Raw genomic sequence first — 26,993 nt, forward strand, 5'->3', positions numbered from 1 at the left:
ATGTCCAAATCGCCCACCAAGGAAGGTCTCCGCCGCGCCGCGGACGCACCGCCATTACCCGCCAACCCCTGGCGTTTTATCCTGTTTTGCTTGAAGCCGTTCCGCTGGCTGTTGCTGTTGATGCTGATACTGGAAACCGGCCAAGCAGCCGGCAGCATCTTGGTGCCGTATGCGATTAAAGCCTTGATGGACGCGGTTGCTAGTCAGCCCGTGCCGGTTGTTGATTGGCTGGAGACTTTCAAACAACCCTTACTATTGCTGGCCGGCCTGAATCTGGCGGAGATTATTTTCAGCCGCAGCAGCGGCGCGGTGCTGATCATCATGGGGCCGCGCTTGCGGCAGGGCACGGCAAGGTCCTTGTTCGCTTATCTGCAAAACCACGCGCCGCGCTACTTTGGCAACCATTTCGCCGGCGCGCTGGCGCATCGCATCAGCGAAACGGCGATGAGCGTCAATCACACCACCTGGTCCATCATCTGCGATTTCTGGCCGATCGCGGTGACGTTTACGGTGTCAGTCACGCTATTGCTGGGCGTGCATCAAGGCCTGGGTTTATTCGTGGCCGCCTGGGTGCTGCTGTACGTTTTGATCTCCTATTGGCTGGCCACCCGTTGCCAACCCTACGCCCAGGATTTTGCGGCCACCCGCAGTATGGTCAACGGTAAGATCGTCGATGCGGTGACGAATATTCTCAACGCCAAATTGTTCGCCCGCTTACAACACGAACGCGAATATCTGGACGGCTTTCTGGCTACCGAATTAAAAAGCGCCCGCCGCACCTTTTGGTATATGGAGCGGGTGCGCTGGTTTCAATTCACCGCTGCCGCCATTTTAAAGATCGGCACCATCGGCTACGCCTTGCAGCTGTGGCAAGCCGGGGAAATCAGCGTCGGTGCCTTTGCCATGAGTACCGGACTGGCGATTTTGGTGATCGGCGATGCCCGCAATTTGAGTCGACGCTTTCTGGAGTTTTTTGAGTACGTCGGCAACGTCGCCAACGGCGTCGACACCATCATTCAAAGCCACGAAATCATCGACCTGCCGGACGCCAAACCTCTGCAAATCAACCAAGGCCGCATCGAATTTAAAAACGTCTGCTTTAGTTACGAGCCGGGCCGACAAGTATTCGATCATTTGAATGTGGTGATCGAGCCGGGGCAGCGGGTGGGTTTGGTTGGCTTTTCCGGCTCCGGTAAATCCACGTTTGTGAATTTGATCCTGCGCAACTTCGAGCCGCAAGCCGGGCAAATCCTCGTCGACGGCCAAGATATTTTGTTGGCTACCCAGGATTCCTTGCATGCGCAAATCAGCCTGATTCCGCAAGATCCCAGCCTGTTTCACCGCAGCCTGAAAGAAAACATCGGCTACGGCAAACTGGATGCCGACGACGCGCAAATCAGCTTTGCCGCCAAATTGGCGCACGCCGAGGAGTTTATCGCCGCGATGCCGGAAGGCTATGAATCACTGGTCGGCGAGCGCGGCGTCAAACTCTCAGGCGGCCAACGCCAGCGCATCGCCATCGCCCGGGTGATGCTGAAAGACGCCCCCATCCTGATCCTGGACGAAGCCACCTCCAGCCTCGATTCAGTCACCGAAAAAACCATCCAGGAGAACCTGGAGCGGGTCATGGGCCGCAAAACCGTCATCGCCATCGCCCACCGCCTCTCCACCATCGCCCATCTGGACCGGGTGTTGGTGTTCGATCAAGGCCGTATCGTCGAGGACGGCAGTCATCAGGAATTGCTGGACAAGCAGGGCTTTTATTACCGGTTGTGGACCATGCAGGCGGGTGGGTTTTTGCCGGATGAGGTGGTTTAGTTGATTGAAATTGGAAATCAAAAGGGTGGGCTATGCTGTTCTGCCCACCGTTTCATCGGTGCAAGGTTAGTTCCGCGTAGGCACAAAAGGCGTGCCCAACCTACAAGGCTTTAGCGCCTAGAAGCCAAGTGTCAGGGATGGTATAGTTTTCTCTAAGTTTATGGGTGTCGTATTTTTCACCGCCACTTGGAATGTTAAATTTCCACTCACACTAAAAATCAATCATTTGAGCGCAAACAGTAAGAGTTATGCGTTAAATGCGCCCGTTTATTTGACAACTGATGTCATAGCTTACGTTAGTGATTACGTTCATACATCATGACAACTGCCACAACAGCACTGGACGAATTGGTTAGCTTCTTGAATGAGCAGGTTGCTCAACTCATTGCTGCATCTGAAATTGATGCTGTGGGGCAATTGGACCTGAGGGATGAAATTGCCCGCCAGCAACTAAGCCGCACAGCAGAACTAGTGCGCGGAGCTGCTGCATTGGGTGCTAACCATAATGCTGCTTGCTTAGGCATTATGGGGCGCTGTCTACTTGAGCAACTGATCGCAGTCCTGTGGGCTATCCGTTCGATTGAAAATGCTCAAGAACATCAGAGCTCGGCAACTGCAGAACTCGCCAAAGCGCTCAAGATCAACTTGAAGGCCGGAACGGCAAAAATCAAGAACAGGCATACAAGAGAAGACGCTACCGCAGAGTTTCTAGAAACCGAGCAAATGAAAAACATTCCCAAACGGAGGAGCGTAGAAGAGTTAGCCAGGGAAGCTGAGGTTTCGGATTTGTACACGGTCTTCTATCGGTTCATGTCACTAGAGACGCATGGCCATCATGACGTGTCTACGGAAGCCTCAGATCCAATCTCTCTATGCGAAATGCATCTCCAAAGCATTGGTGCTATCAGCCGAGCAATTGGGCAGGCCTGCGTTTGGTGGCTTTTGCATCGGAGCGGGCCAGACAAAGAATCCATACGTGATGTTTTGGGGCTCAATAGCAAGTAGCCTCGATGGAATCGAGGTTTCGAAGGCCAATATCCTGCAATTGCCAAAATGTGTTTGGTGGTCGGTAAGCCGACGCCCTCGATTCCGCTGACGCTGCATCGAGGCTACAATGTCTCATCGTTACGAAAAGCTAAACTGACAAACAACAACCTTATTCGTGATCTCGCCCATGTCGATACGTCTTGCCATTCCGGCCGATGCAAAAGCCATTGGTCAAATTCGCGTGGCGGCTTGGCGCGCTGCTTACCAGCCGTTCATGCCGTCGGAGTTCTTGGCGTCGTTAGATCCTTCCGCAAACCTGGACGCACTAACAGAACGGTTAATTAATCCAACCAGAGAGTTCATGGTGTTTGTTGCGGAGGACGAAGGCAATACGGTTGGCTTTTCAATTATCGGCGCACCTCGTTATCCGACACAGGAACTGACTGTTGAACTTTGGGCGCTCAATGTGTCGCCTGCCCATTGGCGCCAAGGATTAGGGAGAAAACTCGTTGATCGTTCAGTGGCGGAATCATTCAATTTAGGTTTTGCCTGCATCGAGCTGTGGTGCATCAAAGGCAATTCCCCTGCTGAAGCTGCGTATGCGGGTTGTGGTTTTACACTCACCGATAAAGAGCGCACATCGTCGGCGTTGACGGGACATCCATTGCACGAAGTTCTTTACTCAAAGATACTCTAAGATCACTTCGAAATGGATGTGACAGTAAAGTAACCGTCCAGGCTGCTATCTAAAGCAAGTAGTTTCGAAGGTTATTTCCTCCCAATTACAGACAAGAGTTTGGCGGTCGGTAAGCCGACTTCCTCTTTCAGGGCTGTGGAAGTGTTGAACAGCCTGAAGCGCATCGTTCGTGATTGCTCAGGGTTGGAAATTCGGTATGAGCTAAGCGCTATTTCTGGTCGGCTTGGCTGGTGGGATTCAATCTAGTAGGTCGGGATAGGCATAAGCCGCAACCCGACCTAGTCATCTTTTATGCCTCAGCCGGCGCGTTCAGTCCTTTGATAATATCCAACACCGCCTGCGCATGTCCTTCATGGTTAACACCATACATGGCTTCGATCAGTTTGCCGTCTTTGCCGATGATGAAAGTCGAACGAACGATTTTCCATTTTTTCACCCCGTCTTTTTCCACTTCCTGCCAGACGCCGTAAGCTTCGCACAGGTCGCCGGAGGTATCGGCCAGCAGTTGTACGTTCAGGCCGTATTTGGCGATGAAGTCGCGGTGGCTTTGGCAATCGTCTTTGCTGACGCCGATGATCACGGTGTCCTGGGCGTCGAATTCGCCGGCCAGCGCGGTAAAGTCGTTGGCTTCAATGGTGCAGCCGGGGGTGTCGTCTTTGGGATAGAAGTACAACACCACATTTTTGTCCTCTTGGTAATCGGACAGGTAAATGAGTTTGTTGTCTTGATTGGCGGATCTAAAAAAGGGCGCTTCTTGGTTTTTTTGTAATTGTGACATGCGATTCTCCTCTTGTTTTTGGCCGGATAAGTTCCAGCACGCGGGCTGTTGGCATCGATTTAAAGCGGCGCCAGGTTTTTACGACCGGCGTCGTTGAAACCGAAAGGCTCTGCCGTAAAAGGCTGCTCTCGGCGATTATGAACCAGGTTTCCGGTGGCATCTACCACAAATATGGTGAGATTTAGGTGGACTGCAGTGCCGGGGTAACTTGAGTCTATCTCAACAAAATGCATTATGACTGCCAACCGCCGCCCAGCGCTTTGTAGAGTTCTACCATGGCGCTAATCTGCTTTTGCTTGGTTTCGATCAGTTCCTTTTTCGCTTCCAAGGCATCGCGTTGCGTCAGCAATACCTCCAGATAATCGGCGCGGGCCGAGATGAACAACTGGTTGGCTACGTCGATTGATTTCACCAAAGAATCGACTTGCTGGCGTTTGAGCTGGTAGTTTTTGTCCAGTTTATCGATGTTGGACAGTTGATTGGCGACTTCAGCATAGGCATTAATGATGCTTTGCTCGTATTCATAGGCCGCCTGCACCTGCTTGGCGTTGGCGTTTTTATATTCGGCGGTAATCGCGTTTTTGTTGACCAGCGGTGCCACCAGTTCGCCGGCGACCATGGCCGCCAATGATTCCGGCGTGTTGATCAGATATTTCAAGGCAAAGGCTTGAAAGCCGACGCCGGCCTTGATGCCGAACGACGGGTAGAAATTAGCCCTGGCAACGTCGATATTCAGGTCGGCAGCCTTCAATTCCAGTTCGGCTTTGCGGATGTCCGGCCGGTTTTGCAACAGCTCCGACGGCAAGCCGGCGCTCAACGCCTTGGGCTTGATGCTCATGAAACCGGCCGACGAACGTTCGATAGGCTGCGGGGTTCGCCCCAGCAAGGTGTTGATACGGTTTTCTACAACGGTAATCTGCTGCTCGATTTCATATTGCCTGGCCTGGTTTTTCGCCACCTCGGCTTCGTAACGCTTCACTGCCAACGTATTGGTGCGCGCATAAATCTGCAATTGCCTGACTACCAGCAAGCCATTCTGCTGCAGCGCGATGTTTTGCTGCAAATTTTCCAACTGGTTATCCAGGGCCAGCAGTTCGTAATAGGCATGCGCCACTTCCGCGACCAGATGAGTCAACAGGAAATTACGGCCTTCACCCGAAGCCATATATTCGTAGACCGCTACCTGGGTGGCGTTCCTGAGCTTCTTCCAGACGTCGATTTCCCAAGTCGAGAACAAACCGAATTGGTAGTCGCCGAGGAAAGCCGGGAAGGCCTGGCCTTTGGCAATCTCCAAATTTTCTTCGACCGCGCCGTTGCGGGTGTGCTTTGCGGTTTTCTCGCCGCTTGCCGCCGCGCCAAGTTTGACGAAGGGCAAATATTCCCCTTTGCGGGCCTGGATTTCGTTTTCGGCGATGCTGATGCGTTGCAGTGCGATGTTGATTTCCTTGTTATTGGCAACGGCGGTATCGATCAAGCTCAGCAGATGCGGATCGTCGAAAAATTCTTGCCATTTCACGGTCGCAGAACTGGCCTGCTCAATGACTCCCGGCTTGAATTGGTCGGGCAGCTGCTTATCCGCCATCTTGGTGGTCATGTCCGGAATGCCGCAAGCTTGCAGCAGCAAGCCGGCTGCCACCGTTGCGGCTAAACATTTAATACTCATCGTCGTCTCCATAGTGATAATGCTCGGTTAACGGTTCGACGTCTTCGTTTTTGACCAATGACTTACCTTCGATTAGGTTGGCGAACAGGTAATAAAGCCCAGGGATCAGCACCACGCCGAACACGGTACCGAACAACATGCCGCCCAGTGCCGAGCTGCCTATGGTGCGGTTTCCGACCGAGCCGGCGCCGGTGGCCACCACCAAGGGGATCAAGCCGGCGATGAAGGCGAACGAGGTCATTAAAATCGGCCGGAACCGCGCCCTCGCGCCCTCAATGGCCGCGTCTTTGACCGACATGCCCTGGCCGTGTTTTTGCACCGCGAATTCGACGATCAATACCGCGTTCTTGCCCAGCAAGCCGATCAACATCACCAAGCCGACTTGGGCATAAATGTCATTGGCTAGCCCCAACGCTTTCAACAGAAAGAACGAACCAAAGATGCCGGCCGGCAACGAACACAACACCGCTAGCGGCAACACGAAGCTTTCGTACTGCGCCGCCAATACCAGATAAACGAACATCAACACTACGCCGAAGATGATCAGCGCTTCGTTGCCGCGCGCCGCTTCGTCAAACGACAGGCCTTCCCAGGCAATGTCATAACCGCGCGGCAAGGTTTTGGCCGCCACGTCCCGCACCGCGTCAATTGCCTCACCGGTGGTGTAACCAGCCGCCGGCTCGGCACGGATCGCTGCCGAGTTGTACAGGTTATAGCGGGTAATTTCGTTTGGGCCCTGGCGCTTCTTGATGGTCATGAACGACGAATATGGGACCATTTCACCGGCATCGTTTTTGACGAAAAACTTCAAAATGTCCGACGGAAACCGGCGAAACTCCGGCGAAGCCTGGGCATACACCTTGAAAAAGTTGTTGAAGCGGATAAAGCCCTGCTCATAAGTACTACCGATCATGATGTCCAGGTTTTCCATCGCCTTATCGATGGACACGCCTTTCTGCATCGCCAGTTGGTTATCGATGACCAGTTCGTATTGCGGGTAATTGGCAGCGTAAAACGTGAACAGTCCGGTCAATTCTTTGCGCTTGCCCAGCGCGGCCATAAAGTCCTGGTTGATCTTGTCGAACTTTTGATAATCGACATCTTCGGACTTATCCAGCAGACGTAAGGCCAGACCGGACGCCGCGCCGTAACCCGGCACCGGCGGCGGTTCGAAAAATTCGATCAAGGCGCCAAAATCCTTGGTTTTTTCCTCCAGTTCTCGAATCACGTCGTGCACCGACATTTTACGTTGCGACCAATCCTTGAGATTGATGATGCAGGTGCCGGCATTGGAACCGCGGCCTTCGGTCAATACTTCGTAGCCGGCCAGCGACGATACCGATTGCACACCGTCTATCGTCGTTGCCACACTTTGCAGCTGGCGCGCAACCTGGTTGGTCACTTCTAGCGTTGAACCGGGTGGGGTCTGGATAATGGCGTAAATCATGCCTTGGTCCTCACCGGGAATGAAACCGGCCGGCAAGGTTTGATTGACGAGAAAAATGCCGAACGAGAATCCACCCAAAGCCAGCAAAGTGACAATGCGCCGAGCCACCACGACGTTCAGCACTTTAACGTAGCGGCCGGTGACTTTTTCGAACAGATAGTTAAAACCGTCGATGAACAGGCCAATCGGGGTTCTGCGCTTCGGCTGGCCGTGGGTGTTTTTCAAAATCATCGCGCACAAAACAGGCGCCAACGATAAGGCGACAATCGCGGAAATCACGATGGACGATGCCATCGCAATCGAGAACTGCCGATAAAACACCCCGACCGGGCCCGACATGAAGGCAATCGGCACAAACACCGACGTCATGACCAAGGTGATCGCGATAATCGCGCCGCCAATTTCGCCCAAAACTTTTTGCGAGGCGACGTAAGGTGTGACGTGTTCCGCTTCCATCTTGGCGTGTACCGCCTCCACGACCACGATGGCGTCATCGACGACGATACCTATCGCCAGGACCAACGCAAACAGCGTGATCAGGTTAATCGACAAGCCAAAAGCCGACATCACCGCGAACGAGCCGATCAACGATACCGGCACCGCCAAAATCGGAATCAAAGTCGAACGCCAGTCGCCCAAGAAGATGAACACCACCAAGGCCACCAGCACGAATGCCTCGCCCAAGGTATGCAGGACTTTCTCTATCGAGGCATCGAGGAAGCGGGACACGTCGTAATCGATTTCGTAATCCATGCCTTCCGGAAACGAGGCTTTCAATTCCTCCATTTTGGCTTTGACGTCCTCGATTACCTGGCTGGCGTTGCTGCCGTAGTTTTGCTTGAGCACAATCGCCGCCGACGGGAACGAATCTTTGTTGGAATAAATATCGTAAAATTCGCTGCTCAGATCGACCTTGGCGATGTCTTTTAAATGCAGAATTTCGCCTTCCGAATTGGCGCGGATGATGATGTTTTCGTACTGCTCGGGTTTGTTATAGCGGCCTTGGTACACCAGCACATATTCTTTGGATTGGGCGGCGATACCGGTGCTTTGCCCAATTCGGCCCGGCCGGCCGATGATGCTCTGCTTGCCTATCGCGTCCATCACCTCGTCGATTGACACCTTGTAAGCGCGCATCCGGTCCGGATTCAGCCAAACCCGCATCGCGTATTGACGGCTACCCAAAATCTTGGCCTGAGCGATGCCGAACACCCGCTGAATTTCCGGGATGACGTTGACGTTGGCGTAATTGAACAGAAATTTCTCGTCGGCGTTCTTGTCCTTGCTGTACAAATTGACGTACATCAGCATGCTGGGTTGCACCCGTTCAACGACGACGCCTTCCAGTTGCACCAGCTTCGGCAACCGGCTCATCACCTGATCCAGGCGGGTCTTGACGTTGACCATTGCCAGGTTGGGATCGACGCCCAAGCCAAAAATGACTTGAATCGTCGCTTCGCCGGCGCTAGTCGCGTCCGAGACAATGTACTTCATACCCGGTACACCGTTGATTGCCCGTTCGATGGTGATCAGCGACGATTGCACTAACACGTCGGCGCTGGCACCGGGAAACGCTAACGAGACAATGACCCGCGGCGGCGCAATATCCGGGAACTGCGAGATGGGTAAGGATTTAATCGACAGCGTGCCCATGAACAGAAACAACAGCGACAATACAATGGCCATCACCGGGCGTTTGATAAAGATATTAAACATGGCTTATCCCCGACTGGCGAATTACTCGGTATACAATTCCAATTCGGAACGAATTTTTTCCGGCGGAATTAAATTAATCTCCACTTTTTCGCCGGCGTGGACCTTGCGCAACCCCTCTAATAGCACCTTGTCGTCGTCTTTCAAGCCCTCTTTTATAATAAATAAATGCGGCAATTCGGCTTCGATTTTGACTAGCCGTTGCTCCAATTTTCCCTCTGGATTAACGACATAAACGTAGGTTTTGTCGAGAATATCGAAGGTGGCTTTTTGCGGAATTAACAACGCATTTTTATAAGGCTTTGTCATTAATATGGTGCCGGTTTCGCCGTGTCTTAGAAGTTTATCCGGATTGGCAAAAGTGGCGCGAAATTCGATATTGCCGGCGGTATTGTCAAAATCAGCTTCTATGGTTTCTATAATACCGTTCTGATTGTAAACTTGGCCGTTGGCGAGCTTTAATTGCACCTTGGTTCGGGCGTCTTCATCCTTGTGTAATTTATAATCAAGATATTCCGCTTCCGGCACATTAAAATAAACCCACAATTTACTGATATCCGATAATGTGGTTAATAAGGCGCCGTCTTCCAGTAAGCTGCCGGTCCGCACATCCAGATGATCCATGATGCCTTCGAATGGCGCATTAATATTGGTAAAACCCAAATGGGTTTCCGCCAGCTTCACTTCCGCGTTAGCCTTGTCCAGCTTGGCTTTCGCCAAGGCTAGCTCATTGGGTGAGACGATTTTTTGATCTGCCAAACCCTTGGTGTTTAGGTATTCGATATTTATCGCATTGGCTTCGGCCTGGGCTTTTAATAATTCGGCCTGGTAAATATTTGGCATAATTTTGAACATCGGTTGGCCTTGATGAACCAACTGCCCTTCATCGACAAATATATTCTGCACATAGCCCCGTTCCAATGCGCGAATTTCAATATGTCGAAATGCGTGAATCTGGGCAACATACTCCTTAGTTACCGCAGTATCTTCGCGTAGCGGCATGGTCGCTTCCAGTTTGGGTATTTCTTCTGGATGCTCAGTATCGGAGTGATTGCATCCGCTTATTAAAGCGGCCAATAATCCCATAAATAAAGTTGTTTTATATTTCATTTTAAACTGCCTAATTTACAATACGTATAAAATATCTATTATTAATCTTTAATTTAATAGAGCGAATTAAGCCTGCGACTGAAATAAACGTAAAATATTCATTTGAAATCGACTAGATTTGAGCAAATTCGATGCCAGTATTTTTTTGTGCTATTGATCAGTGAATAAATACCAGCAACGTATAGGGGATTTACCTTTGGTCTTAGATATAGCGTGAGTTAGAGGCGCAAATACTCCGATTTAAGGGTGTTTGATTTTTGATAAGCTTTAACAGGCTGGTGAAAAACTCGAAAAGCCAAGTAAGCTAAGGCATAGATGAGGGGCCAACTGTTAAAATAGGCTACCTAAATTTGGAGCCTTTCAATGCGCGGACACGATGCCATTCAAAACAGCTGGTTCAGCTATGTTAGCCTGGAAGACCGTATTCCCAAACAGCATCCGTTGCGTCGTTTACGGCTACTGGTTGATGGCGTATTGGCCTCTATGGATGCCGTCTTTGCCGAGCGTTACTCGCACACAGGCCGTCCCTCGATTGCCCCTGAAAAACTGCTGCGCGCCTTGCTGTTACAAGTCCTGTATACGGTCCGTAGCGAGCGTCAGTTGATGGAACAACTGGACTACAACCTGTTGTTTCGCTGGTTTGTCGGTCTGGGCATCGACGACGCCGTGTGGGAACGCACAGTGTTCAGTGCCAACCGCGAACGTCTGTTGTCTGAAGCCCTGAGTCGCGAATTTTTTGAGCGGGTACTGGCCATAGCCGAATGGCAAAATCTGGTGTCCGACGAACACTTCAGCGTCGACGGTAGCCTCATTGAAGCCTGGGCCTCGCACAAAAGCTTCGTCAAAAAAGATGGTAGTGGTCCCGATAAACCCGCCGGCCGCAATCCCGAGATCGACTTCAGTGGCGAAAAGCGCAGCAACGCCACCCATCAAAGTACAACCGATCCCGAAGCCCGGCTTTACAAGAAAGGCGAATACACCGAGGCCAAACTGCGTTACATCACCCATGCCTTGTCCGAGAATCGCAACGGCCTGATTGTCGATGTCGAAACCACACAAGCCACCGGCACCGCCGAAATCGAAGCCGCGCAAAAAATGATCAAACGCCGCGTGCCCCAAGGTGGCAGCGTCGGTGCCGACAAAGGCTATGACCAACCGGCGTTCGTCAACGGACTCGAGTCCCGTGATATCAAAGCCCATGTGGCCCGCAAAAAGATTGGCAGTGCCGTCGACGGCCGCACCGCGCGCGGCAAAGGTTACGCCCAAAGTCTCAAGCGCCGCAAAATCGTCGAAGAAGCCTTTGGCTGGGTCAAAACGGTCGGCGGCCTGCGCAAAACCCGTCACATCGGCTTAGCCAAAGTCGCGGGTCAGGCCTTGTTTTGCTTTGCCGCCTACAACCTGACGCGCATGCTCAACCTATTGGTGTTCACGCCGAAACCGGCGTGGAGTGCACCCGCCTAGGGTGAAGTTCGCCTGAAAACCGTCCACAGACGGCTTCAGGCGAATAAAAAGCCCTTGAAACCGGGGCAAAACGCTTGAAACTCGATGTCATGACCGATTTCAACTCGAAAAAATCACGAACATCGTGGGTAAGGGGAAATATCGGCGGGTTTTTCACCAGCCTGTTAAGCTCCTAGATTGGTTGTCTGGTTGAAATCCACCGGCCAAAGGTTTGCAGTCCGGCAGGTTGGGGGTTTCGTGATAAGGTTTTCAAACATGACTGTGTTCTTGGATACCATGGAGCGACGCCTGGCGCGCGGCTCACCCTGTTGATACCCGCAGTCATTAACCTTTCAAGATAGGAAACAAAGCATGCGAATTTTATTAGTCGAAGATGACGCCGCATTGGGGGACGGCTTGTCGCGAACCCTGAGCGATTGGGGCTTCGACACTACGCTGGCCAAGACCGGGAATTACGCCGGTAGCGCGCTGATGACGCAACCCTACGATCTGGTGATTCTGGATTTGGGCCTGCCTGACATCGACGGACGGGAGGTATTGCGGCAGTTACGGGCGCGCAAATCGGTGATCCCGGTGTTGATATTGACCGCCCGCGATGCGCTGAACGATAGGGTTAGCGGTCTGGAACTGGGCGCCGACGATTACATGACCAAACCCTTCGAACTGCGGGAGTTGGAAGCCAGGGTCAGGGCGTTGTTGCGCCGCAGTCACGGCGGCTTTAATCATGACATTCGTTTCGGGGCATTGACTTTGGATACCCGCAATCAGCAGATCAGCGCCAACGACATGCCGATGGCGCTGCCGCCGCGGGAATATGGCGTATTGGAGGCCTTGCTGTTGAGCAGCGGCCGGGTGGTCAGCAAGGACAATATTGCGCAACGGCTGGCGGCCCATGCCGAGGAACTGGCCGACAATGCCATCGAAGTGTATGTGCATAGGCTGCGCAAGCGTCTGGAACCCTTGGGGATCAATATCAGAACCCTACGCGGGCTGGGTTATCTGCTGGAGAAAAGTCAGGATGAATAAACCGCAAAGTCTTAGGGCCCAGCTGCTTTCCAAGCTGACTTTGCCCCTGCTTTTCGTGGTATTGCTGGATGCCGCTGCTTCTTATTTCGTGGCGATGCACTATACCGATCTGGCCTACGACCGCTGGTTGCTGGATTCGGTGAAGTCGTTGACGCAAGAGGTGCATGCCCAACAAAACCACGTCACTTTCGAATTGCCGCCCATCGCTGTCGAAGTATTTCGTTGGGACGACGTCGATAAAACCTTTTTTAAAGTGGAGTCGCAAGCAGAGGGCTTCATGGCCGGCGACGCCGACTTGCCCAGTCCAGCGATTAACACGTTAACCAGTAATGAACCGTTTTTTTCGAACGGCGAGATAGCCGGCCACGAAGTGCGGATTGTTTCGGTGCTGACCACGCCGACGCCAAGCTCGGAGCACGTGTTGGTGTCGGTGGCGGAAACTCTGAACAAGCGCCGCAGCATGATGACCGAGATTTTACTGGCCGTGGTGCCGCCACAATTTTTGCTGCTGTTCATCGTCGGTTTTCATGTCTGGACCGGCGTTAATCGCGGGCTCAGGCCGCTGAACGATCTGGCGGCGCACCTGGCCGAGCGTTCGGCTCGCGACTTTAATCCGATCCTGGATGCCGACGTGCCCTTGGAAGTACGCTCGCTGACGCATACCATCAACGATTTATTGCAACGGCTGGGTTCGACCTTGATCACCCAACAGCGTTTCATCGAAAATGCCGCGCATCAACTGCGTACACCGCTGGCAGGTCTAAAATTACAGGCCGAGCGTGCTCTCGGTGCCGACAACCCGGAAGCGATGAAAGCGGCGCTTGGACATATCAAAAATGCCGCCGACCGCGTTGCTCATCTCAGTACTCAATTGCTGGTTCTCGCCCGGTCGGAATCGGTGTCGCACAGTGCTCCGGAATTCAAACCGGTCGATTTGGTCAAGCTGGCACGGGAATCGTGCATGGATTGGGTGACCAGGGCTTTGGATCGCAATATTGAACTGGGATTCGACGCGCCGGATGCCTCCGTGATGGTCGCCGGCGACGCGGTCTTGTTACGCGAATTGCTCAGCAATCTGTTGGACAATGCGATTTGCTACGGCAACAGCGGCGGGCATATCAATGTTGGCGTTCGGGCCTTGCCGCATGTGGTGCTGATTGTCGAGGACGACGGTCCCGGCATTTCGATGTTCGAGCAGGAGAAGATTTTCGAACGCTTTTATCGAATCCAGGGCAGCCAAGGGGAGGGTTGCGGTTTGGGTCTGGCCATCGTCAAAGAAATTGCCGATTTGCATGCGGCACGGGTCACGGTAGTCAGTGGCGGCCAGGGTAGGCAGGGGACTCGCTTCGAGATTGTTTTTAATGCTGACGAAAGTGTATTAAATAGTTAGCAGATGCTTTTGGGATAGCCAGCCGTTCTTTGAAAGGTGAGAAATAGTCAAATCTGGTGTATGGCTGAATTGAATCAGGCGGCCATCTGCTGTGTTTCTTCTGTTTTCTCCGGTTCCATGATGACAGCCATGCCGTCCTGAAAACGGATGCCCTTAATCACATCCGGCAATCGTTTAAATCCGCGTATTTTGCGCCAACTCTTCTCGGCGGTTAACGTCAATTGGAACACTAACCCCAACAAGGTATTGCGGGACACGCAGTTCTTGGTGCGGGTGGTCCGATGGCGAATCGTCGCAAAGCTGGATTCGATCGGATTTGTCGTCCGAATGTGTATCCAGTGCTCGGCGGGAAAGTCGTAAAAGGCCAATAGCGATTCACGGTCTTTTTCCAACACGCCCACCGCCTTGGGGTACTTGGCTTCAAAGTCACGCAAGAACGTGTCGAAGGCTTGATTGGCCAGGGCTTTGGTTTCCGCCATCCAGATTTCTTTCAGCCCCGCCTTGGCCTTGCCTTGGATTGAATCGGGTAGCGTCGCCAGCACATTCGCCGTCTTATGCACCCAGCAGCGCTGGTGTTGTGTGGTGGGCCAAGCTTCGTTGATGGCTGCCCAGAAACCCAAAGCGCCGTCGCCGGTAGCCAGTTTCGGCACGTCCTGTAGACCTCGCGTTTGTAAATCCTGCAAAACACTCAGCCACGAGGCTTTCGATTCCCGATAACCGTCCGATAAGGCCAGCAAGCGCTTTTCACCCTGTTCGTTGACTCCGATGATGACCAATAGGCACAGCCGATCATCCTCGCCACGCAGGGTCGAATAGATGCCGTCGGCCCAGACATACACAGTGCGCTCCTTCGATAAATCTCGCCGATTCCAGGCCAGATAATCCTCGGCCCATTGGGCTTTCAGGCGGCTAACCACGGCAGGTGACAAGCCTTTGGCATCGTCACCCAGCAACACCGATAAGGCCGACTGCATGTCGCCGGTGGAAATGCCGCGCAAATACAGCCAGGGTAAGGCCGCTTCCACCCGTTTTGTCTTGCGAACATACGGCGGCACCAGCGACGAGTTGAACTTGATCCTGCCGCCGGAACGGTCTCGAACCTTGGGGATTTTGACCGTCACGTTACCCACGCCCGTCACGATCTCCCGCTCAGGCAAATAGCCATTACGCACCACGGTTTGCCGGCCCCGTAAATCGGTAACCTTGGCGTATTCGCCCAGAAAAGCCTGTAGCTCCGCCTCAACGGCTTGTTGGATCAAGGCTCTAGCACCCGTCTTCAACAAATCCGTCAAAGGATCGTTAATCCCACTGGCATTATTCCAGTCTTTTGCATTATCTTTGTTCATGGCGTCTCTCATTTTGCTGTTATTCGATCTCGTCAATCTCATTTCAGCAGAGGGCGCCACCTTTCATCAAGTCGGGCCGTACACCAGATTTAGTTATAACTCTTTGAAAGGTTGATGAAAGGTTAAGCCGTTAATTTAGCCTCACCATCAACTCAATAAGGAATGTGCGTGCCATGCCTAACAAACTGCTTTTAGAAAACAAAGCCTGGTCTCAGCAACTGGTAAACAGAAATCCGGACTATTTCGTCAATTTGGCTAAGGAGCAACGTCCCGAGTTTTTATGGATAGGTTGCGCCGACAGCCGGGTGCCGGCGGAGACCGTGGTCAACGCCCAGCCGGGAGAAATTTTTGTGCACCGCAACATCGCCAACCAAGTCGTTACCACCGACTTTAATTGCCTCAGCGTGTTGCAGTACGCGATTGAAGTGCTGAAAGTCAAACATGTGATTGTCTGCGGCCATTACGGTTGCGGCGGCGTCAAAGCGGCATTGCAAGCGCAAAATGTCGATTTGGCGATCACCAATAAGTGGCTGATGCACATCAAGGATGTCTATCGTCTGCACATGGACGAGTTGGATCATATCAATCCGGAGAAGCAGCTTGATCGGATGGTTGAGTTGAACATTATCGAACAGGTGTATCGCCTGGCGCATACCTCCATCATCCAATCGGCCTGGAAACAGGGCCATAAACCAACCGTGCGCGGCTGGGTGTATGGGCTTGAGGATGGCTTGATTGAAGAGCTGATCAAGCTTGACCATAACACCCCGATCAACCCCATTTACCGTTACGCAGCTTGATTACGGCTGCTTTTTAAACAAAAAACCGGCGTTTGCAATGGCTAACCGATATTAAAAAGGTATTAGTGTTGCTATTAAGATAGCGATTCGCCATCTTAAGGACGTGTGAAGGGGCATTTTCAAAAATAAAAACTGGGTCAGGCCAGATAACAACAGGAGCCGCAATTCATGTTTATTCCATTAGCTTCGGGAAAAAGCGCTGCACGGATAAGTGCCGCGTATTTAATCAGCGTTAGCTTGCTGATGTCCGCTTGTGTAACTAGGGAAAACGCCGAGTATCCTCATGCTGTTGGTGTGAAGACTGTCTTATCCACTGTGGCGTCATCCACAACGGCCGCTGACAGCACATCTTCGACGCCGCAAGTTAACGCACTTGCCGCAACGCTTACTCCGCATTCCGACGATATGCTGCAATCCTTTGAGCGAGCGTCGATGAAGATGGATCAATTGCATCGGCAAAAGGGCGAATGGAGTTTCTAACTTTTTTACTCCCTCGTACCTTTGCCGAATCAGGGAGTTGGTGAAGAGTGATTGTAAAAACAGCACATTGCATTAGAAAACATTGTGATCACAAATAATAAGAAAGGAGACCATCAATGAAAACTAAACACTTAGCATCGCTACTGATTGCCGCTGGATTGCTGTCTGCCTGTGCGACAGAGTCTGGCCCTAAACCGCAAAGTTGGGCAAAAGCGGTACAGACCGCTGATACCCGAGATGCGCATATACGTCTTGCGGATCATTACGAAGATGTGGCTAAAACGCTGGATGCGGATGCCCAGGAAGAGCGGGAAATGCTGGATCAATATATAGCCAAACCCTGGAAGTATGGAAAACGCATTCAGGATTTGAAGGCGCGTGCTGACGCGATGGTCAGAGATTTGGAGATGGCAGCTAAAGAAAGCCGGCAAATGGCGGAATACCACAGGCAGATGGCCATGGAAGAGCGCTAACCAGCCTGTTTTCACGTGTCTTCGAATCTAAATCCTGGAGAATTGAGATGATTAAAGAGCATCTTGACTTGGTTATCGTGGGGCTGATCGCGCTATCTATCGCCATGTATGACATGGTGATTGATTTGTTTCTGAATGTGCTGCATCTGTGTTTCGAGCTACTGCATTTTCTGTACGAATGGTTCGAGCTAGGCATAGAGCACACGGTTGAACACCTATTTCATACCTCCCGGCACGGTAGCCAGATCGTCACGTTCTATATTCTGTTATTGATCGCCGGTTTGTTGTTGTACGGCTTATGGCGGCTTATGCCGCGCCTGTGCCGGAAGTGTGTCGAGTGTTTGCGGTTGACTTGGGAACGCCGAAAAACCGAATGCCATTATTACTGGCTGTCGCTGCCTTTGCTGAATAAAGTGCGGCTGATTTCCACGGCAACCGGGGTTTTTAGTTTGACGTTTTATTTCGTAACGTGAGGGTAAACCGCCGAATGGGTGAGAATTTACCTATTCGGCGGGATTGCTTGGGGTGGCTGTTGTCAGCTCGCAGGCACTAAGCCCACTGCTCTTCAATCAGGCCGTCTTGACCGCAAAATACTGCGTGGGTCAGGCCGCAGAAAATGCCGTGTTCGATTATGCCCGGAATCGCATTCAGTTGCTCGTTCAGGGTTTTACCGTCCGGATTGGGTTCGAACGCCACGTCCAATACCAGGCTGCCGTGCGAGGTAACTACCAGGCCATCCTGATTGGCGGTTTGCCGCAACGAACCGTGGCCGCCAATCGCCGCAACACTGTGTTGCACCAGTCGCCAGGCAAATGGGCTGACTTCGATAGGAATCGGAAAATTCTCGCCGATGCGTTTGACTTTCTTGCTGGCATCAATCAACACCAGAAACTGGTCGGCAGCCTTGGCCAACAATTTTTCTCGCACCAGGTCGTAACCGCGGCCTTTCAGCAAAGTCAGGTCTGGGCTTACTTCGTCAGCGCCATCCACATATAAATCCAAGCCGTCGATATGTTCGATGCCGAGTAAGGACAAGCCCAGTTGTTTGGCTTTATTGGCGCTGACTACCGAGCTGGAAACCACCTTGAACTGCAGGCCTTCCTCATTTTGCCGACGCGCCAGCGCTTCGATGAAAAAATTGGCGGTGGAACCGGTGCCCAGTCCCACTATCATGCCCGGTTTGACATGTTGTACCGCGTGTTCCGCGACCCGCTGTTTGTCGTTCATGATTCTGTCCTGTTGAGTGGTATAGAAATATGCCAAGTTGTAGGGGCGAATTGATGCGCTTTGGGCGATTTAAAGCGCGCCTACAAACCTGCTTACTCTTCCAGTTTGAGCACCCGAGCTTCCAGCGCCTTAAATTTTTGCAGCAACTCCGGCAATTTGGCCAAAGCGGCCAATTCTTTCCAGGCCACCTTACGATCCTTGGCCGGGCTGCCGAACACCTGCGCGCCGGGGTCGATGTCGCCGGAGATGCCGCTGCGGGCCATCACGACTGCCCGCGCACCGATCTTCACGTGGTCCGCCACGCCGGTGCTGCCGGCTAGAATCGCGCCGTCTTCGATGGTGCAAGAGCCGGAGATGCCGGACTGGCCGCAGATAATCACGTTGCGGCCGACGATATTGTTATGCCCCAGTTGCACCAGATTGTCGATTTTGCTACCCCAGCCGATTTTGGTAGCGCCCAGCGCGCCGCGGTCGATGCAGGTGTTGGCGCCGATTTCGACGTTATCGGCAATTTCCACATGACCGACATGCGGCACTTTCACATGCTGATTGTCTCGGAATTTATAGCCAAAGCCGTCGGCACCGATTACCGCGCCGGCGTGAATAATCACGTTGTTACCGATGATGCTGTGATCGTAGATCACCGCGTTGGGGTGGATATGGCAGTGCTTGCCTATCATCACATGATTGCCGATGCGGGCGCCGGCCTCGATAGTGCTGCTGTCGCCGATGCTGCTTTGTTGGCCCACGGTAGCGAACGGCCCGACATGTACGTCAAAACCCAAAGTCGATGTTTCAGCCAATACCGCGTGCTCAGACACCTGGCGTTTAAAAACCGGTTCCGGATGCAGCAGTTTTACCGCATTTAAAAAGCTGATTTCCGGGTCTTTGCAGACCAACAAGGTCAGATTTTCCGGAATCTCGCCATCAAGCAATTGCTCGGCGATAAAGCAGGCCGAAGCCTTGGAGTCTTTCAAATATTTTTTGTATTTACCGTCGCTAAGCACGGTGACTTGATGAGGGGTGGCTGACATGATGTCGGCCGCAGAATTAATAAAAGTGGTCGAGTCGCCGCCCTGGGCGGTGGCGCCGCAACGTTGGGCAAGATCCGTAATGAGCATGTCCTATCCTATTTCCAAATGCCAATAATATGAGTGAAGTCGTCGGTCCAAGGCTGCAGACCGAACGTCAGCGGCAGTTTCTGCCAATGCCCGAGCCGGCTTTGCTGCAAGCGTTGCAGGCGCTCGGGCTGTTTCGCAATCACTACCCAGTCGGTAGCGATGACCAGAGGGACATCGGTTTCCGGTTTAAATTCCTGCAACAGGGCCGCCAAATGCAATTGGTTGACATGGTCGGCCATGACTTTTTTCAAGGCCAGATGGCGGTTGGTGATATGAAAAGCCAGTAAACCGTTGTCTTTCAGCTTGCTAAAGTATAGCTGCAAAGCCTCGCGCGTCAGCAGATGCGTGGGTACGGCATCCGAGCTGAAGGCGTCCATGATCAATAAATCGAAGCTGCCATCGGCTTCCTTCAGCAAGGATTGCCGGGCATCGCCGACGATCATTTCCGCCTGCTTGTTGCAGCGGCTTAGGTAGGTAAACCAGGCCGGGTTTTGCGCGACTTCCACCACCAGTGGATCGATTTCATAGAATTTCCACAATTGGCCTTCCTTGGTGTAACACGCCAGCGCGCCGGCGCCTAAACCTACCGCGCCGATGTGCCAGTGTTGGTTTTCGCCGTCAAATTCCGCAAACAGCTGGCCGATGGGGCCGGGACGGCTGTAGTAGGTTAATGGCGTAGTGACGTTGGCGGCGGTCAGCCGTTGCGCGCCGTGTTTGGTGGTGCCGTGATAAAGCTCGCGGACGGTTTCCGGCCGTTGGTTTTCATCGGGGATGACGGTGTCGCGCACCGACATCACGCCGAAGAAGCTGCGCTCCTGGTAAATGGTGTTGGAGGCCATGCTGTGCAAGCCCAGCGTGAACAACAAAATCACCCCGGTCAATGCGCCCAAACCGATGGGGCTATGCCGTAGCGAATAGCTCAAGCCGGCCAACAGAATCAGCGCGCCGCCGATCAAGTCCAGATAATCGAACAACTGCTGGGTAGTGAAATAAATCGTCAGGCCTGTAATCAGTACCAACACTGGAAAAATCGGTTGCAAAAACCAACGGCCGTTGAAAAAACCCGGACGGAGCAGCAAGGCGGCGGCGATCATGATCGGATATTCGTACACCGCATTAAAGATAAACGGCGCGACGAAGGTATTGAACAAACCGCCCAGCATGCCGGCAAACGACATCACCAGATAAAAGCGAGTCAGATATTGCGGGTGCGGCCGGCTTTTGGCCAATTCGCCGTGGCACACCATCACCGCCAGAAAGAATGCGACCAAGTGCAGGATCAAATCCAGCCAATAAGGCAAGGTGGCCGGGTTGATGAAGGAATAAGCGATAAACACCGTCAATACCGCCGGCTGCGCGGCCAACATCCAGGGGCGGATACGCTCGGCCCAGGTGCTGAACACCAGGATGAAGGTCAGCAAATACAGGGTCAGCGGCACGATCCACAACAAGGGCACGGCGGCGATGTCGGTGCTGATGAATTGGGTCAAGCCCAGCAACAAGCTGGACGGTACGAAAGCCAGTGCCAGCCAGCGCAATTGTTGCAACGTCGATGGCGGCTCGATGCCGGCATCGCTTAACACTTCGTCGTCTTCCTTATCGGCTTGGCTGCGCCAGAAACTAACCCCGCATACCAAAATCAACGCACACAAACCAATATATCCCCCGCTCCAGATCAGTCTTTGATTAGCTAAACCCAGATTCGGCTCGATCAAAAACGGATAGCTCAACAAAGCCAGCAAACTGCCGGCGTTGCTGGCGGCATATAAATAATAAGGATCGTCGCTGCTGTGGTGGCCGCTATGCGAAAACCATTTTTGCAGCAGCGGCGCGGTAGTGGAGACCACGAAGAACGGTAAGCCGATCGCCAGAAATAGCGTCCAGACCAGCCATAAAGTCGGATCGCCATCGGTGGGCGGTGCGGCATTTTCCGGCAGCGCCACCGGCAATGCAATCACGCTGAACACCAGCAAAGCGGTATGAATCTGAATCTGCCGTTGGCTGCCCAGCCGCGAACTCAGCCAATGCGCGTACAAATAGCCTAGAAACAATAGCGTTTGGTAAAACACCATGCAGGTATTCCACACCGCCGGAGTACCGCCCAGCAGCGGCAGCAGCAGCTTGCCGAACATCGGTTGCAGCACGAACATCAGCGTGGCGCTGATAAACAGGGTGGCGGCGAATAAAATAACGGGAGAAATCAAAGATTTGGCGGTGGGTTGCGGAGTGTTATTCATTGTAATTATGCGGGTTCCGTACGTGTCCTGGCCCAATGATAAAGCATTTGGCTTTTAAAGTGGTTTTGGATGAGGTTGGGCTAGTGTTTTGCAGTTGACGTTGCAGTCGACCCGAACCGGAGTTTTGCGATTCTTATATAATCGACAATCCGGCTTATTCGGCAGAGACGATAATCAAAAAGCGGGCTATCGAGCTTATTCCCAAATCTGATGAATCCAGTCAATATCGAGTATTTCAAAATCCATCATTCCGAAACTATATGTTTAATTGCTCCATCCAAACCATCGCCCAACAAAGCCGCGTCGCATCGCGCCAATTAGCATCAGCCTCGGAATCGGCGCGCAATCTGGCACTGGCGAAAATGGCCGAAGCGCTGGACTCGGTCAGGCAGAAGGTGCTGGAGGTCAACGCCCAGGAAATCGTCAAAGCCCGCGACGAAGGGCAGTCGGAGGCGATGGTCAAGCGCCTGACGATAGACGACAAAACCTTTGATTACATGCTGTCGCGCCTGAAAAAAGTGGCGCAATTGCCGGACCCGTTAAACCGGATACTGACCGGGCATACCAATCCGGCCGGGCTGCGGGTTTACAAAAAATCGGTGCCGCTCGGCGTGATCGGCATCATTTACGAATCGCGCCCCAACGTCACCACCGATGCCGCCGGGGTGTGCATCAAAAGCGGTAATGCGGTGATTTTGCGCGGTGGTTCGGAAGCCTTGCAAACCAACGCGATACTCACCGATGCGATGATAGCCGGCGCGGTCGCGGCTGGTCTGCCGGAACATGCGATACAGATCATCCGCACCCCCGGCCACGAAGCGGTGGGCGAGTTGCTGAAAATGGACGAATATATCGACGTGCTGATTCCGCGCGGCGGCAAAGGCTTGATCAAGCGCATCGCCGAAGGCACGCGGATTCCGGTCATCAAGCATTACGACGGCATTTGCCACCTGTATCTCGCCGCCGATGCCGATCCGGAGCAAGCCGTCGCGCTGGCGGTCAATTCCAAATGCCAAAGTGTGCAAGTCTGTAACGCACTGGAAACCTTGCTGGTGGACAGTGCATGCGCCGCACAACTGTTGCCGTTGCTGCACACCGCATTTGCCGAAAACCGCATCGAACTGCGCGGCTGCGAACAAACCCAAAAGCTGTTGCCCGGTGTTGTTCCAGCGATGGAAGAAGACTGGCATAGCGAATACCTGGCGCCGATACTGTCGGTGAAGGTCGTGGACGGCATTCAACAAGCCATAGACCATATCAACCGCTACGGTTCCGGCCATACCGACGGCATCGTCACGCAAAGCCTAAGCCTGGCTCGGCAGTTTGAGGAACAGGTGGATTCGGCGTCGGTGATGATTAACGCCTCGACCAGATTATCGGGCGGTGGCGATTACGGCTTGGGTTCGGTGGTCGGTATCAGCACCGATAAACTCCACGTCCGCGGCCCGGTTGGACCAGATGAACTCACCACCTACAAGTGGGTGGCGTATGGGGATGGACATTTGCGCGGCTAGGTAGCAACGCTAGAGACCTGTCCGCGATGTAACTATAGGAAATGCCGATTATTTTTCTATCCTTAAACCAATACCCATGTGATCGGTAACAGCCGCTGTATATCTGCCGCCGCCGCTCACCGGCGTCGATTGTGAGAGGTAGACGACTTCCGCCAGTTTCAGGCTAGTGGTGTTAAAAACGGCTACATCGTATTTTTTAGTGGCCGTGCTGTTAGTGCCTTCAAAGCTGCGTTGATGCGAGTCGAAGGGATTTATGCTGTCACCGGGGTGGGCGTCGCTAAATTTGATGCCCAACGCTCGACTAAGCACTCTGGCGGTAAAATCGTTGGTCGGCTGATTCGTATCGCCCATTACCACGTCAATCGGCCCCAGTCCGGCTTGAATCACCACGCTGTTAATTTTTTGGTAATAGCTCATCAGGCTATTTTCATCTTTGGCGATGGAATTTGGCACGTGTACGAATACCACGATGATGTTGTAACACGCTATCGCCAGCCAACCGTCGCCTTCGCCCAGAAACTTGTTGGCCGCATCTTTAGTGGAATGGACGCTAAAGCAATTACAAGCCTTGGCAGGCGAGGATGTATGAATCAATTGCCCGGCGTTACTATGCAGGGATGTCCAGTCCGAATGGCTGCTGTCCAGTTCGCCGCATACCAGTAAATCGGCGCCGCCGAAAGCGCGTATCAGGTTTTGGTAAATTTGCCGGACCTTATTGGCAACCATACTCGAAAAACTGTCGTTGCTGTGTTGGCCTTTATCCATGTATCCGGACGACGCTGTCGAACGCAGTTCGGCCGGACCTTGTACCGGAATGTCCGGCGAAATATCGGGCGCGGTCGGCAGAACCAGATTCCAGGGGGCCGAATTTTGCGCCATATGCTCATGTGTCATTCTCGTGAAGTACTGAGAATTGGAGGCGCTGATACCGTGCTCGGAACTGGAGTTAGAGTTAAGGGATTGATACGCAATAATCGGCATGTTTAGGTCCTTAAATCCGCTGAGATTTTGTTTGGAAGCAAAGAGAATATCGCGCTGAGATAGATCAATGAGGATATTGTCCGCCGATGGTAGCAGTTTGTCAGGCGGCTCTCAACAGCCTGTTTGGCGGCTTGGATAACCGGTCTTTGCGCAAATGGATTAACCAGGACTTTGCAGTCCGGAGCCTTTGGACCACGCCGCGATCCGGTATAGTCACTGTGCTCCCGCCTGCGCGGGAGCGACGATACTGGCCTGGGCCGGATTAATAATCAGTTTTCGCCTCTACTAATATTATGCTGATGCTCAATAGATTCGGTTAAGTTATAGCCGTTGTCATTAAATAAATCGCCGGTAAAAAATAAGCGCATATCGATAATCCAGCCTATTTTTCTTTGCTTATTATTTTCGACAATAATAGTCGCCAGCTTTTGGTTGTTATCAATAACCTGCGTCACAATGGTCTTTGGATAATCAGGATCTTCTTTTAAAGCTCCGGATACTATGCGCTGAGCCGATTCTATGGTTAGTATCTGGGTGATATTAGGGGTTGCCGAGTTTTTATCGTTTATTAACGATTGCGCTTTAAAATAACCAATATCGTAAGCCAGTTTGGCAATCAGGCTAATGACAATAGCCACGCCCCAAACGGACAGGCCAATTTTTAATCGTCTTCTAACGCGAGGATGAGATAGTCTTTGCAGAAAAACTCTAAATTTCATTTTGATGTGATTATCCGGCCTTATCGGCCACTATTGAATATTAATGGTTGCAGTTTTTGCCCAATAACGCCCGAGCAACTGATATAACGCCAGTGCAAGGCGGGGTATTGGAATCTTGGTTTAGTTCGGCAGTTGCACAAAACCGTGTTGGTCGATTGGAAAAAAAGGATTGAAACAAACTTCCCAAAGAAAGCCGTCAGGGTCGGAAAAATACCCCCTGAAGCCGCCCCAAGCCGCTTTTTCGCCAGGACGAACCAGCTTACCTCCCGCCGAAACCGCTTCAAGCAAGGTCGCGTCAACTTCTTTTGCCGATGCGACGTTGTGAGCCAGCGAAAATCCGGCAAAGCCTGAGCCATCGGCCGATACCATTGCGTCGTCTGCTAATGCTTCGCGGCCATACAACGCAAATGCCAGGCTCCCCACCTGAAAGAATGCCACTTCCTGCTGGCTGCCGGACGATTCTTGCCAACCCAGCGCCTTATAAAAACGCCGGCTTCTAGCCAAATCGGCTACGCCTAGTGTGACAAAACTAATGGTCTGTTTCATGACGCTCCCTGTTACGTAAAAAGGCCGTCTAGTCGGCCAGTGCGGCGCCGACTAGCTATAACCGTCAGCGCAGACCGTAAGCTTAACCAATTGGTTCCACTCTGCCAACAACCGGACGGTCCGGTTTCAACGTAACGCTGAATGCTTCTTTGACGGAAATGTCGGTTTCGAACGTAAATGCCTTGAAAAAACTGGCTATGACCAACAGCATTTCCAGCTCGGCAAAATGACGCCCTATGCAATTATGCAAACCGCCGCCGAACGGAAAAAAGGCGTATTTGTGTCCGCCGGGCGTCGCGGTTTCCAGAAATCTGTCGGGATTAAAAGCGTCCGGGCTGTCCCAAAGCCGGGCGCTATGGTGGGTGGTGTGCATGCTCAATAACACGATGGTGCCGGCGGGAATCGCGTAATCGCCCAGCTCTATGTCCTGAACGGTTTGCGTGGACAGCGCCGATGTGGGCGGATACAGGCGCAGGGTTTCGTTCAACGCGGCTTTGGTGTAACTCAGCTGGCCCAAGTGCGCGGAGCTTAAGGTTTCGGTCGGCAAGTCGCGGATTTCGGCGGCGATCTTGTCGCGCACCTCCGGGTGCCTGCCGGTTAAATAAAAAAACCATACCAAGGTATTGATGGTGGTTTCCTGGCCGGCGAAAAACAGATTGACGGCTTCGTCTTGCAGCAAATTGTCGGGCATCGTGTAACCGGTACTGCGGTCGCTGGCTTGCATTAACTGCGATATCAGACTTTGTCCCGGATTCGTCCGCGTCTGCGCAATTTCCGCACCGATAAAGGTTTGCAGATAGTTCACGGCGGTCAGATAACGCTTCGATTTTAGCGGGATGAAGCGTTTCAAACGGTGGCCAAGCACAATTTCGCTGCCCAACTGTACCGGCAACTCCTGACAGATGATTTCGATCACCTTGATCAGCTCCGCGCCGTTGCTCAACTGATCCACGGACTTGCCCAGCAGGATGCGGATAAAAATCCGCTGAATCAGCCGCTTAATCGCCGTGCTTAAATCAACTTGGCCGGACGCCGCCTTTTTCAACTCTTCCGCCATCGCCGCCGCTTCTTCGACCATGATCAACTCATAATTTTTAACCGTGTCCTTGGTGAACAACGGTTGCATCAAGCGGCGCTGTTTACTCCAAACCTGGCTTTCGCTATTGACCAAGCCGTTACCGAACAGCGATTTCTTGGCGCCATAGAGAAAATTACGGTTCAACTGGCCCTTACCCTCCAGATTGAAAATCTGCTCTATGTATTCCGGGTCGCAGACGAACAGAATATTTCTGCCCAACAGCCGTCCCAACACCAGCTCGCCGTATTGCTTATGAATTCCGGCCAGCGTCGCCAGCGGCCGCCAGATCAACTGCATCATCGGTAAAAGCACCGAATGTTCCGGCAGTGAGGTTTTTTTCGAACGGTTCAATAAAGTCGAGTTTTCCATGGTTTCAATCGG

23 protein-coding genes are annotated in these 26,993 nt (G+C 52.6%); 11 read left to right on the top strand and 12 right to left on the bottom strand.

The window, feature by feature from the left end:
* The 3 genes from ACMXD4_RS04995 to ACMXD4_RS05005 all read left to right on the top strand — a co-directional run bounded on the left by ACMXD4_RS04995 (position 1) and on the right by ACMXD4_RS05005 (position 3,502).
* A complete protein-coding gene (locus ACMXD4_RS04995) occupies positions 1-1,818 on the top strand; it encodes an ABC transporter ATP-binding protein (protein WP_415880028.1) in 1,818 nt (605 codons plus the stop codon).
* A 318-nt stretch (positions 1,819-2,136) separates the two neighbouring features.
* Positions 2,137-2,823 (top strand): DUF5677 domain-containing protein, encoded by a 687-nt coding sequence (locus ACMXD4_RS05000; RefSeq protein ID WP_415880029.1) that lies wholly within the window; start codon positions 2,137-2,139, stop codon positions 2,821-2,823.
* A 169-nt stretch (positions 2,824-2,992) separates the two neighbouring features.
* Complete coding sequence (locus ACMXD4_RS05005; RefSeq protein ID WP_415880030.1) at positions 2,993-3,502, top strand: GNAT family N-acetyltransferase; 510 nt, start codon at positions 2,993-2,995, stop codon at positions 3,500-3,502.
* Between the two features lie 289 nt (positions 3,503-3,791).
* Here the strand turns inward: ACMXD4_RS05005 and ACMXD4_RS05010 are convergent, their stop codons facing one another.
* From ACMXD4_RS05010 to ACMXD4_RS05025, 4 genes are all read right to left on the bottom strand, one after another.
* Complete coding sequence (locus tag ACMXD4_RS05010; protein WP_033157086.1) at positions 3,792-4,280, bottom strand: peroxiredoxin; 489 nt, start codon at positions 4,278-4,280, stop codon at positions 3,792-3,794.
* Positions 4,281-4,512: 232 nt separating this feature from the next.
* The gene (locus ACMXD4_RS05015; protein ID WP_033157085.1) at positions 4,513-5,943 is read right to left on the bottom strand and encodes a TolC family protein; all 1,431 of its coding nucleotides are present in this window, start codon (positions 5,941-5,943) and stop codon (positions 4,513-4,515) included.
* Positions 5,933-9,106: an efflux RND transporter permease subunit gene (locus ACMXD4_RS05020; protein WP_415880031.1), complete on the bottom strand. Its 3,174-nt coding sequence runs from the start codon at positions 9,104-9,106 to the stop codon at positions 5,933-5,935. Before ACMXD4_RS05020 ends, ACMXD4_RS05015 begins: the two co-directional genes overlap by 11 nt.
* Positions 9,107-9,127: 21 nt before the next feature.
* Entirely contained in the window at positions 9,128-10,213 is a 1,086-nt protein-coding gene (locus ACMXD4_RS05025) for an efflux RND transporter periplasmic adaptor subunit (RefSeq protein WP_033157083.1), read from the bottom strand.
* Between the two features lie 363 nt (positions 10,214-10,576).
* On the opposite strand from ACMXD4_RS05025, the gene ACMXD4_RS05030 reads away from it, so the two are divergent.
* The 3 genes from ACMXD4_RS05030 (at position 10,577) to ACMXD4_RS05040 (ending at position 14,090) form a co-directional block, all read left to right on the top strand.
* Entirely contained in the window at positions 10,577-11,674 is a 1,098-nt protein-coding gene (locus tag ACMXD4_RS05030) for an IS5 family transposase (protein WP_415878136.1), read from the top strand.
* Positions 11,675-12,025: 351 nt separating this feature from the next.
* Complete coding sequence (locus tag ACMXD4_RS05035; protein ID WP_101052184.1) at positions 12,026-12,700, top strand: response regulator transcription factor; 675 nt, start codon at positions 12,026-12,028, stop codon at positions 12,698-12,700.
* Positions 12,693-14,090, top strand: a complete 1,398-nt coding sequence (locus tag ACMXD4_RS05040; protein ID WP_415880032.1) for a sensor histidine kinase N-terminal domain-containing protein — start codon at positions 12,693-12,695, stop codon at positions 14,088-14,090. Before ACMXD4_RS05035 ends, ACMXD4_RS05040 begins: the two co-directional genes overlap by 8 nt.
* A gap of 74 nt (positions 14,091-14,164) precedes the next feature.
* On the opposite strand, the gene ACMXD4_RS05045 is transcribed toward ACMXD4_RS05040, so the two are convergent.
* Entirely contained in the window at positions 14,165-15,436 is a 1,272-nt protein-coding gene (locus ACMXD4_RS05045) for an IS256 family transposase (RefSeq protein ID WP_415878904.1), read from the bottom strand.
* A 173-nt stretch (positions 15,437-15,609) separates the two neighbouring features.
* Here ACMXD4_RS05045 and can point away from each other — a divergent pair, with 173 nt between their 5' ends.
* The 4 genes from can (at position 15,610) to ACMXD4_RS05065 (ending at position 17,662) form a co-directional block, all read left to right on the top strand.
* Complete coding sequence (gene can, locus ACMXD4_RS05050; protein ID WP_415880033.1) at positions 15,610-16,236, top strand: carbonate dehydratase; 627 nt, start codon at positions 15,610-15,612, stop codon at positions 16,234-16,236.
* Positions 16,237-16,404: 168 nt separating this feature from the next.
* Positions 16,405-16,716, top strand: a complete 312-nt coding sequence (locus tag ACMXD4_RS05055; protein ID WP_415880034.1) for a hypothetical protein — start codon at positions 16,405-16,407, stop codon at positions 16,714-16,716.
* A 116-nt stretch (positions 16,717-16,832) separates the two neighbouring features.
* A complete protein-coding gene (locus ACMXD4_RS05060; protein ID WP_171696389.1) occupies positions 16,833-17,189 on the top strand; it encodes a hypothetical protein in 357 nt (118 codons plus the stop codon).
* 47 nt (positions 17,190-17,236) lie between these two features.
* Positions 17,237-17,662 (top strand): hypothetical protein, encoded by a 426-nt coding sequence (locus tag ACMXD4_RS05065; protein ID WP_171696388.1) that lies wholly within the window; start codon positions 17,237-17,239, stop codon positions 17,660-17,662.
* A 76-nt stretch (positions 17,663-17,738) separates the two neighbouring features.
* Here the strand turns inward: ACMXD4_RS05065 and rpiA are convergent, their stop codons facing one another.
* From rpiA to ACMXD4_RS05080, 3 genes are all read right to left on the bottom strand, one after another.
* Entirely contained in the window at positions 17,739-18,416 is a 678-nt protein-coding gene (gene rpiA / locus ACMXD4_RS05070) for a ribose-5-phosphate isomerase RpiA (protein WP_171696387.1), read from the bottom strand.
* A gap of 92 nt (positions 18,417-18,508) precedes the next feature.
* Positions 18,509-19,537, bottom strand: coding sequence for a UDP-3-O-(3-hydroxymyristoyl)glucosamine N-acyltransferase (gene lpxD, locus ACMXD4_RS05075; RefSeq protein WP_033157076.1), 1,029 nt, complete (start codon positions 19,535-19,537; stop codon positions 18,509-18,511).
* An 8-nt stretch (positions 19,538-19,545) separates the two neighbouring features.
* A complete protein-coding gene (locus ACMXD4_RS05080; protein ID WP_171696386.1) occupies positions 19,546-21,774 on the bottom strand; it encodes a spermidine synthase in 2,229 nt (742 codons plus the stop codon).
* A gap of 260 nt (positions 21,775-22,034) precedes the next feature.
* Here ACMXD4_RS05080 and ACMXD4_RS05085 point away from each other — a divergent pair, with 260 nt between their 5' ends.
* Complete coding sequence (locus tag ACMXD4_RS05085) at positions 22,035-23,288, top strand: glutamate-5-semialdehyde dehydrogenase (protein ID WP_171696385.1); 1,254 nt, start codon at positions 22,035-22,037, stop codon at positions 23,286-23,288.
* Positions 23,289-23,336: 48 nt separating this feature from the next.
* On the opposite strand, the gene ACMXD4_RS05090 is transcribed toward ACMXD4_RS05085, so the two are convergent.
* The 4 genes from ACMXD4_RS05090 to ACMXD4_RS05105 form a co-directional block, all read right to left on the bottom strand.
* Positions 23,337-24,269: a hypothetical protein gene (locus ACMXD4_RS05090; RefSeq protein WP_240617990.1), complete on the bottom strand. Its 933-nt coding sequence runs from the start codon at positions 24,267-24,269 to the stop codon at positions 23,337-23,339.
* Positions 24,270-24,538: 269 nt separating this feature from the next.
* Positions 24,539-24,988, bottom strand: a complete 450-nt coding sequence (locus ACMXD4_RS05095; protein ID WP_165786281.1) for a hypothetical protein — start codon at positions 24,986-24,988, stop codon at positions 24,539-24,541.
* Between the two features lie 120 nt (positions 24,989-25,108).
* A complete protein-coding gene (locus ACMXD4_RS05100; RefSeq protein WP_171696384.1) occupies positions 25,109-25,534 on the bottom strand; it encodes a VOC family protein in 426 nt (141 codons plus the stop codon).
* An 82-nt stretch (positions 25,535-25,616) separates the two neighbouring features.
* Positions 25,617-26,981: a cytochrome P450 gene (locus tag ACMXD4_RS05105; RefSeq protein ID WP_415880035.1), complete on the bottom strand. Its 1,365-nt coding sequence runs from the start codon at positions 26,979-26,981 to the stop codon at positions 25,617-25,619.
* Between the last annotated feature and the right edge of the window lie 12 nt (positions 26,982-26,993).

The organism is Methylomonas sp. TEB (assembly GCF_047777895.1).
Classification (GTDB): domain Bacteria; phylum Pseudomonadota; class Gammaproteobacteria; order Methylococcales; family Methylomonadaceae; genus Methylomonas.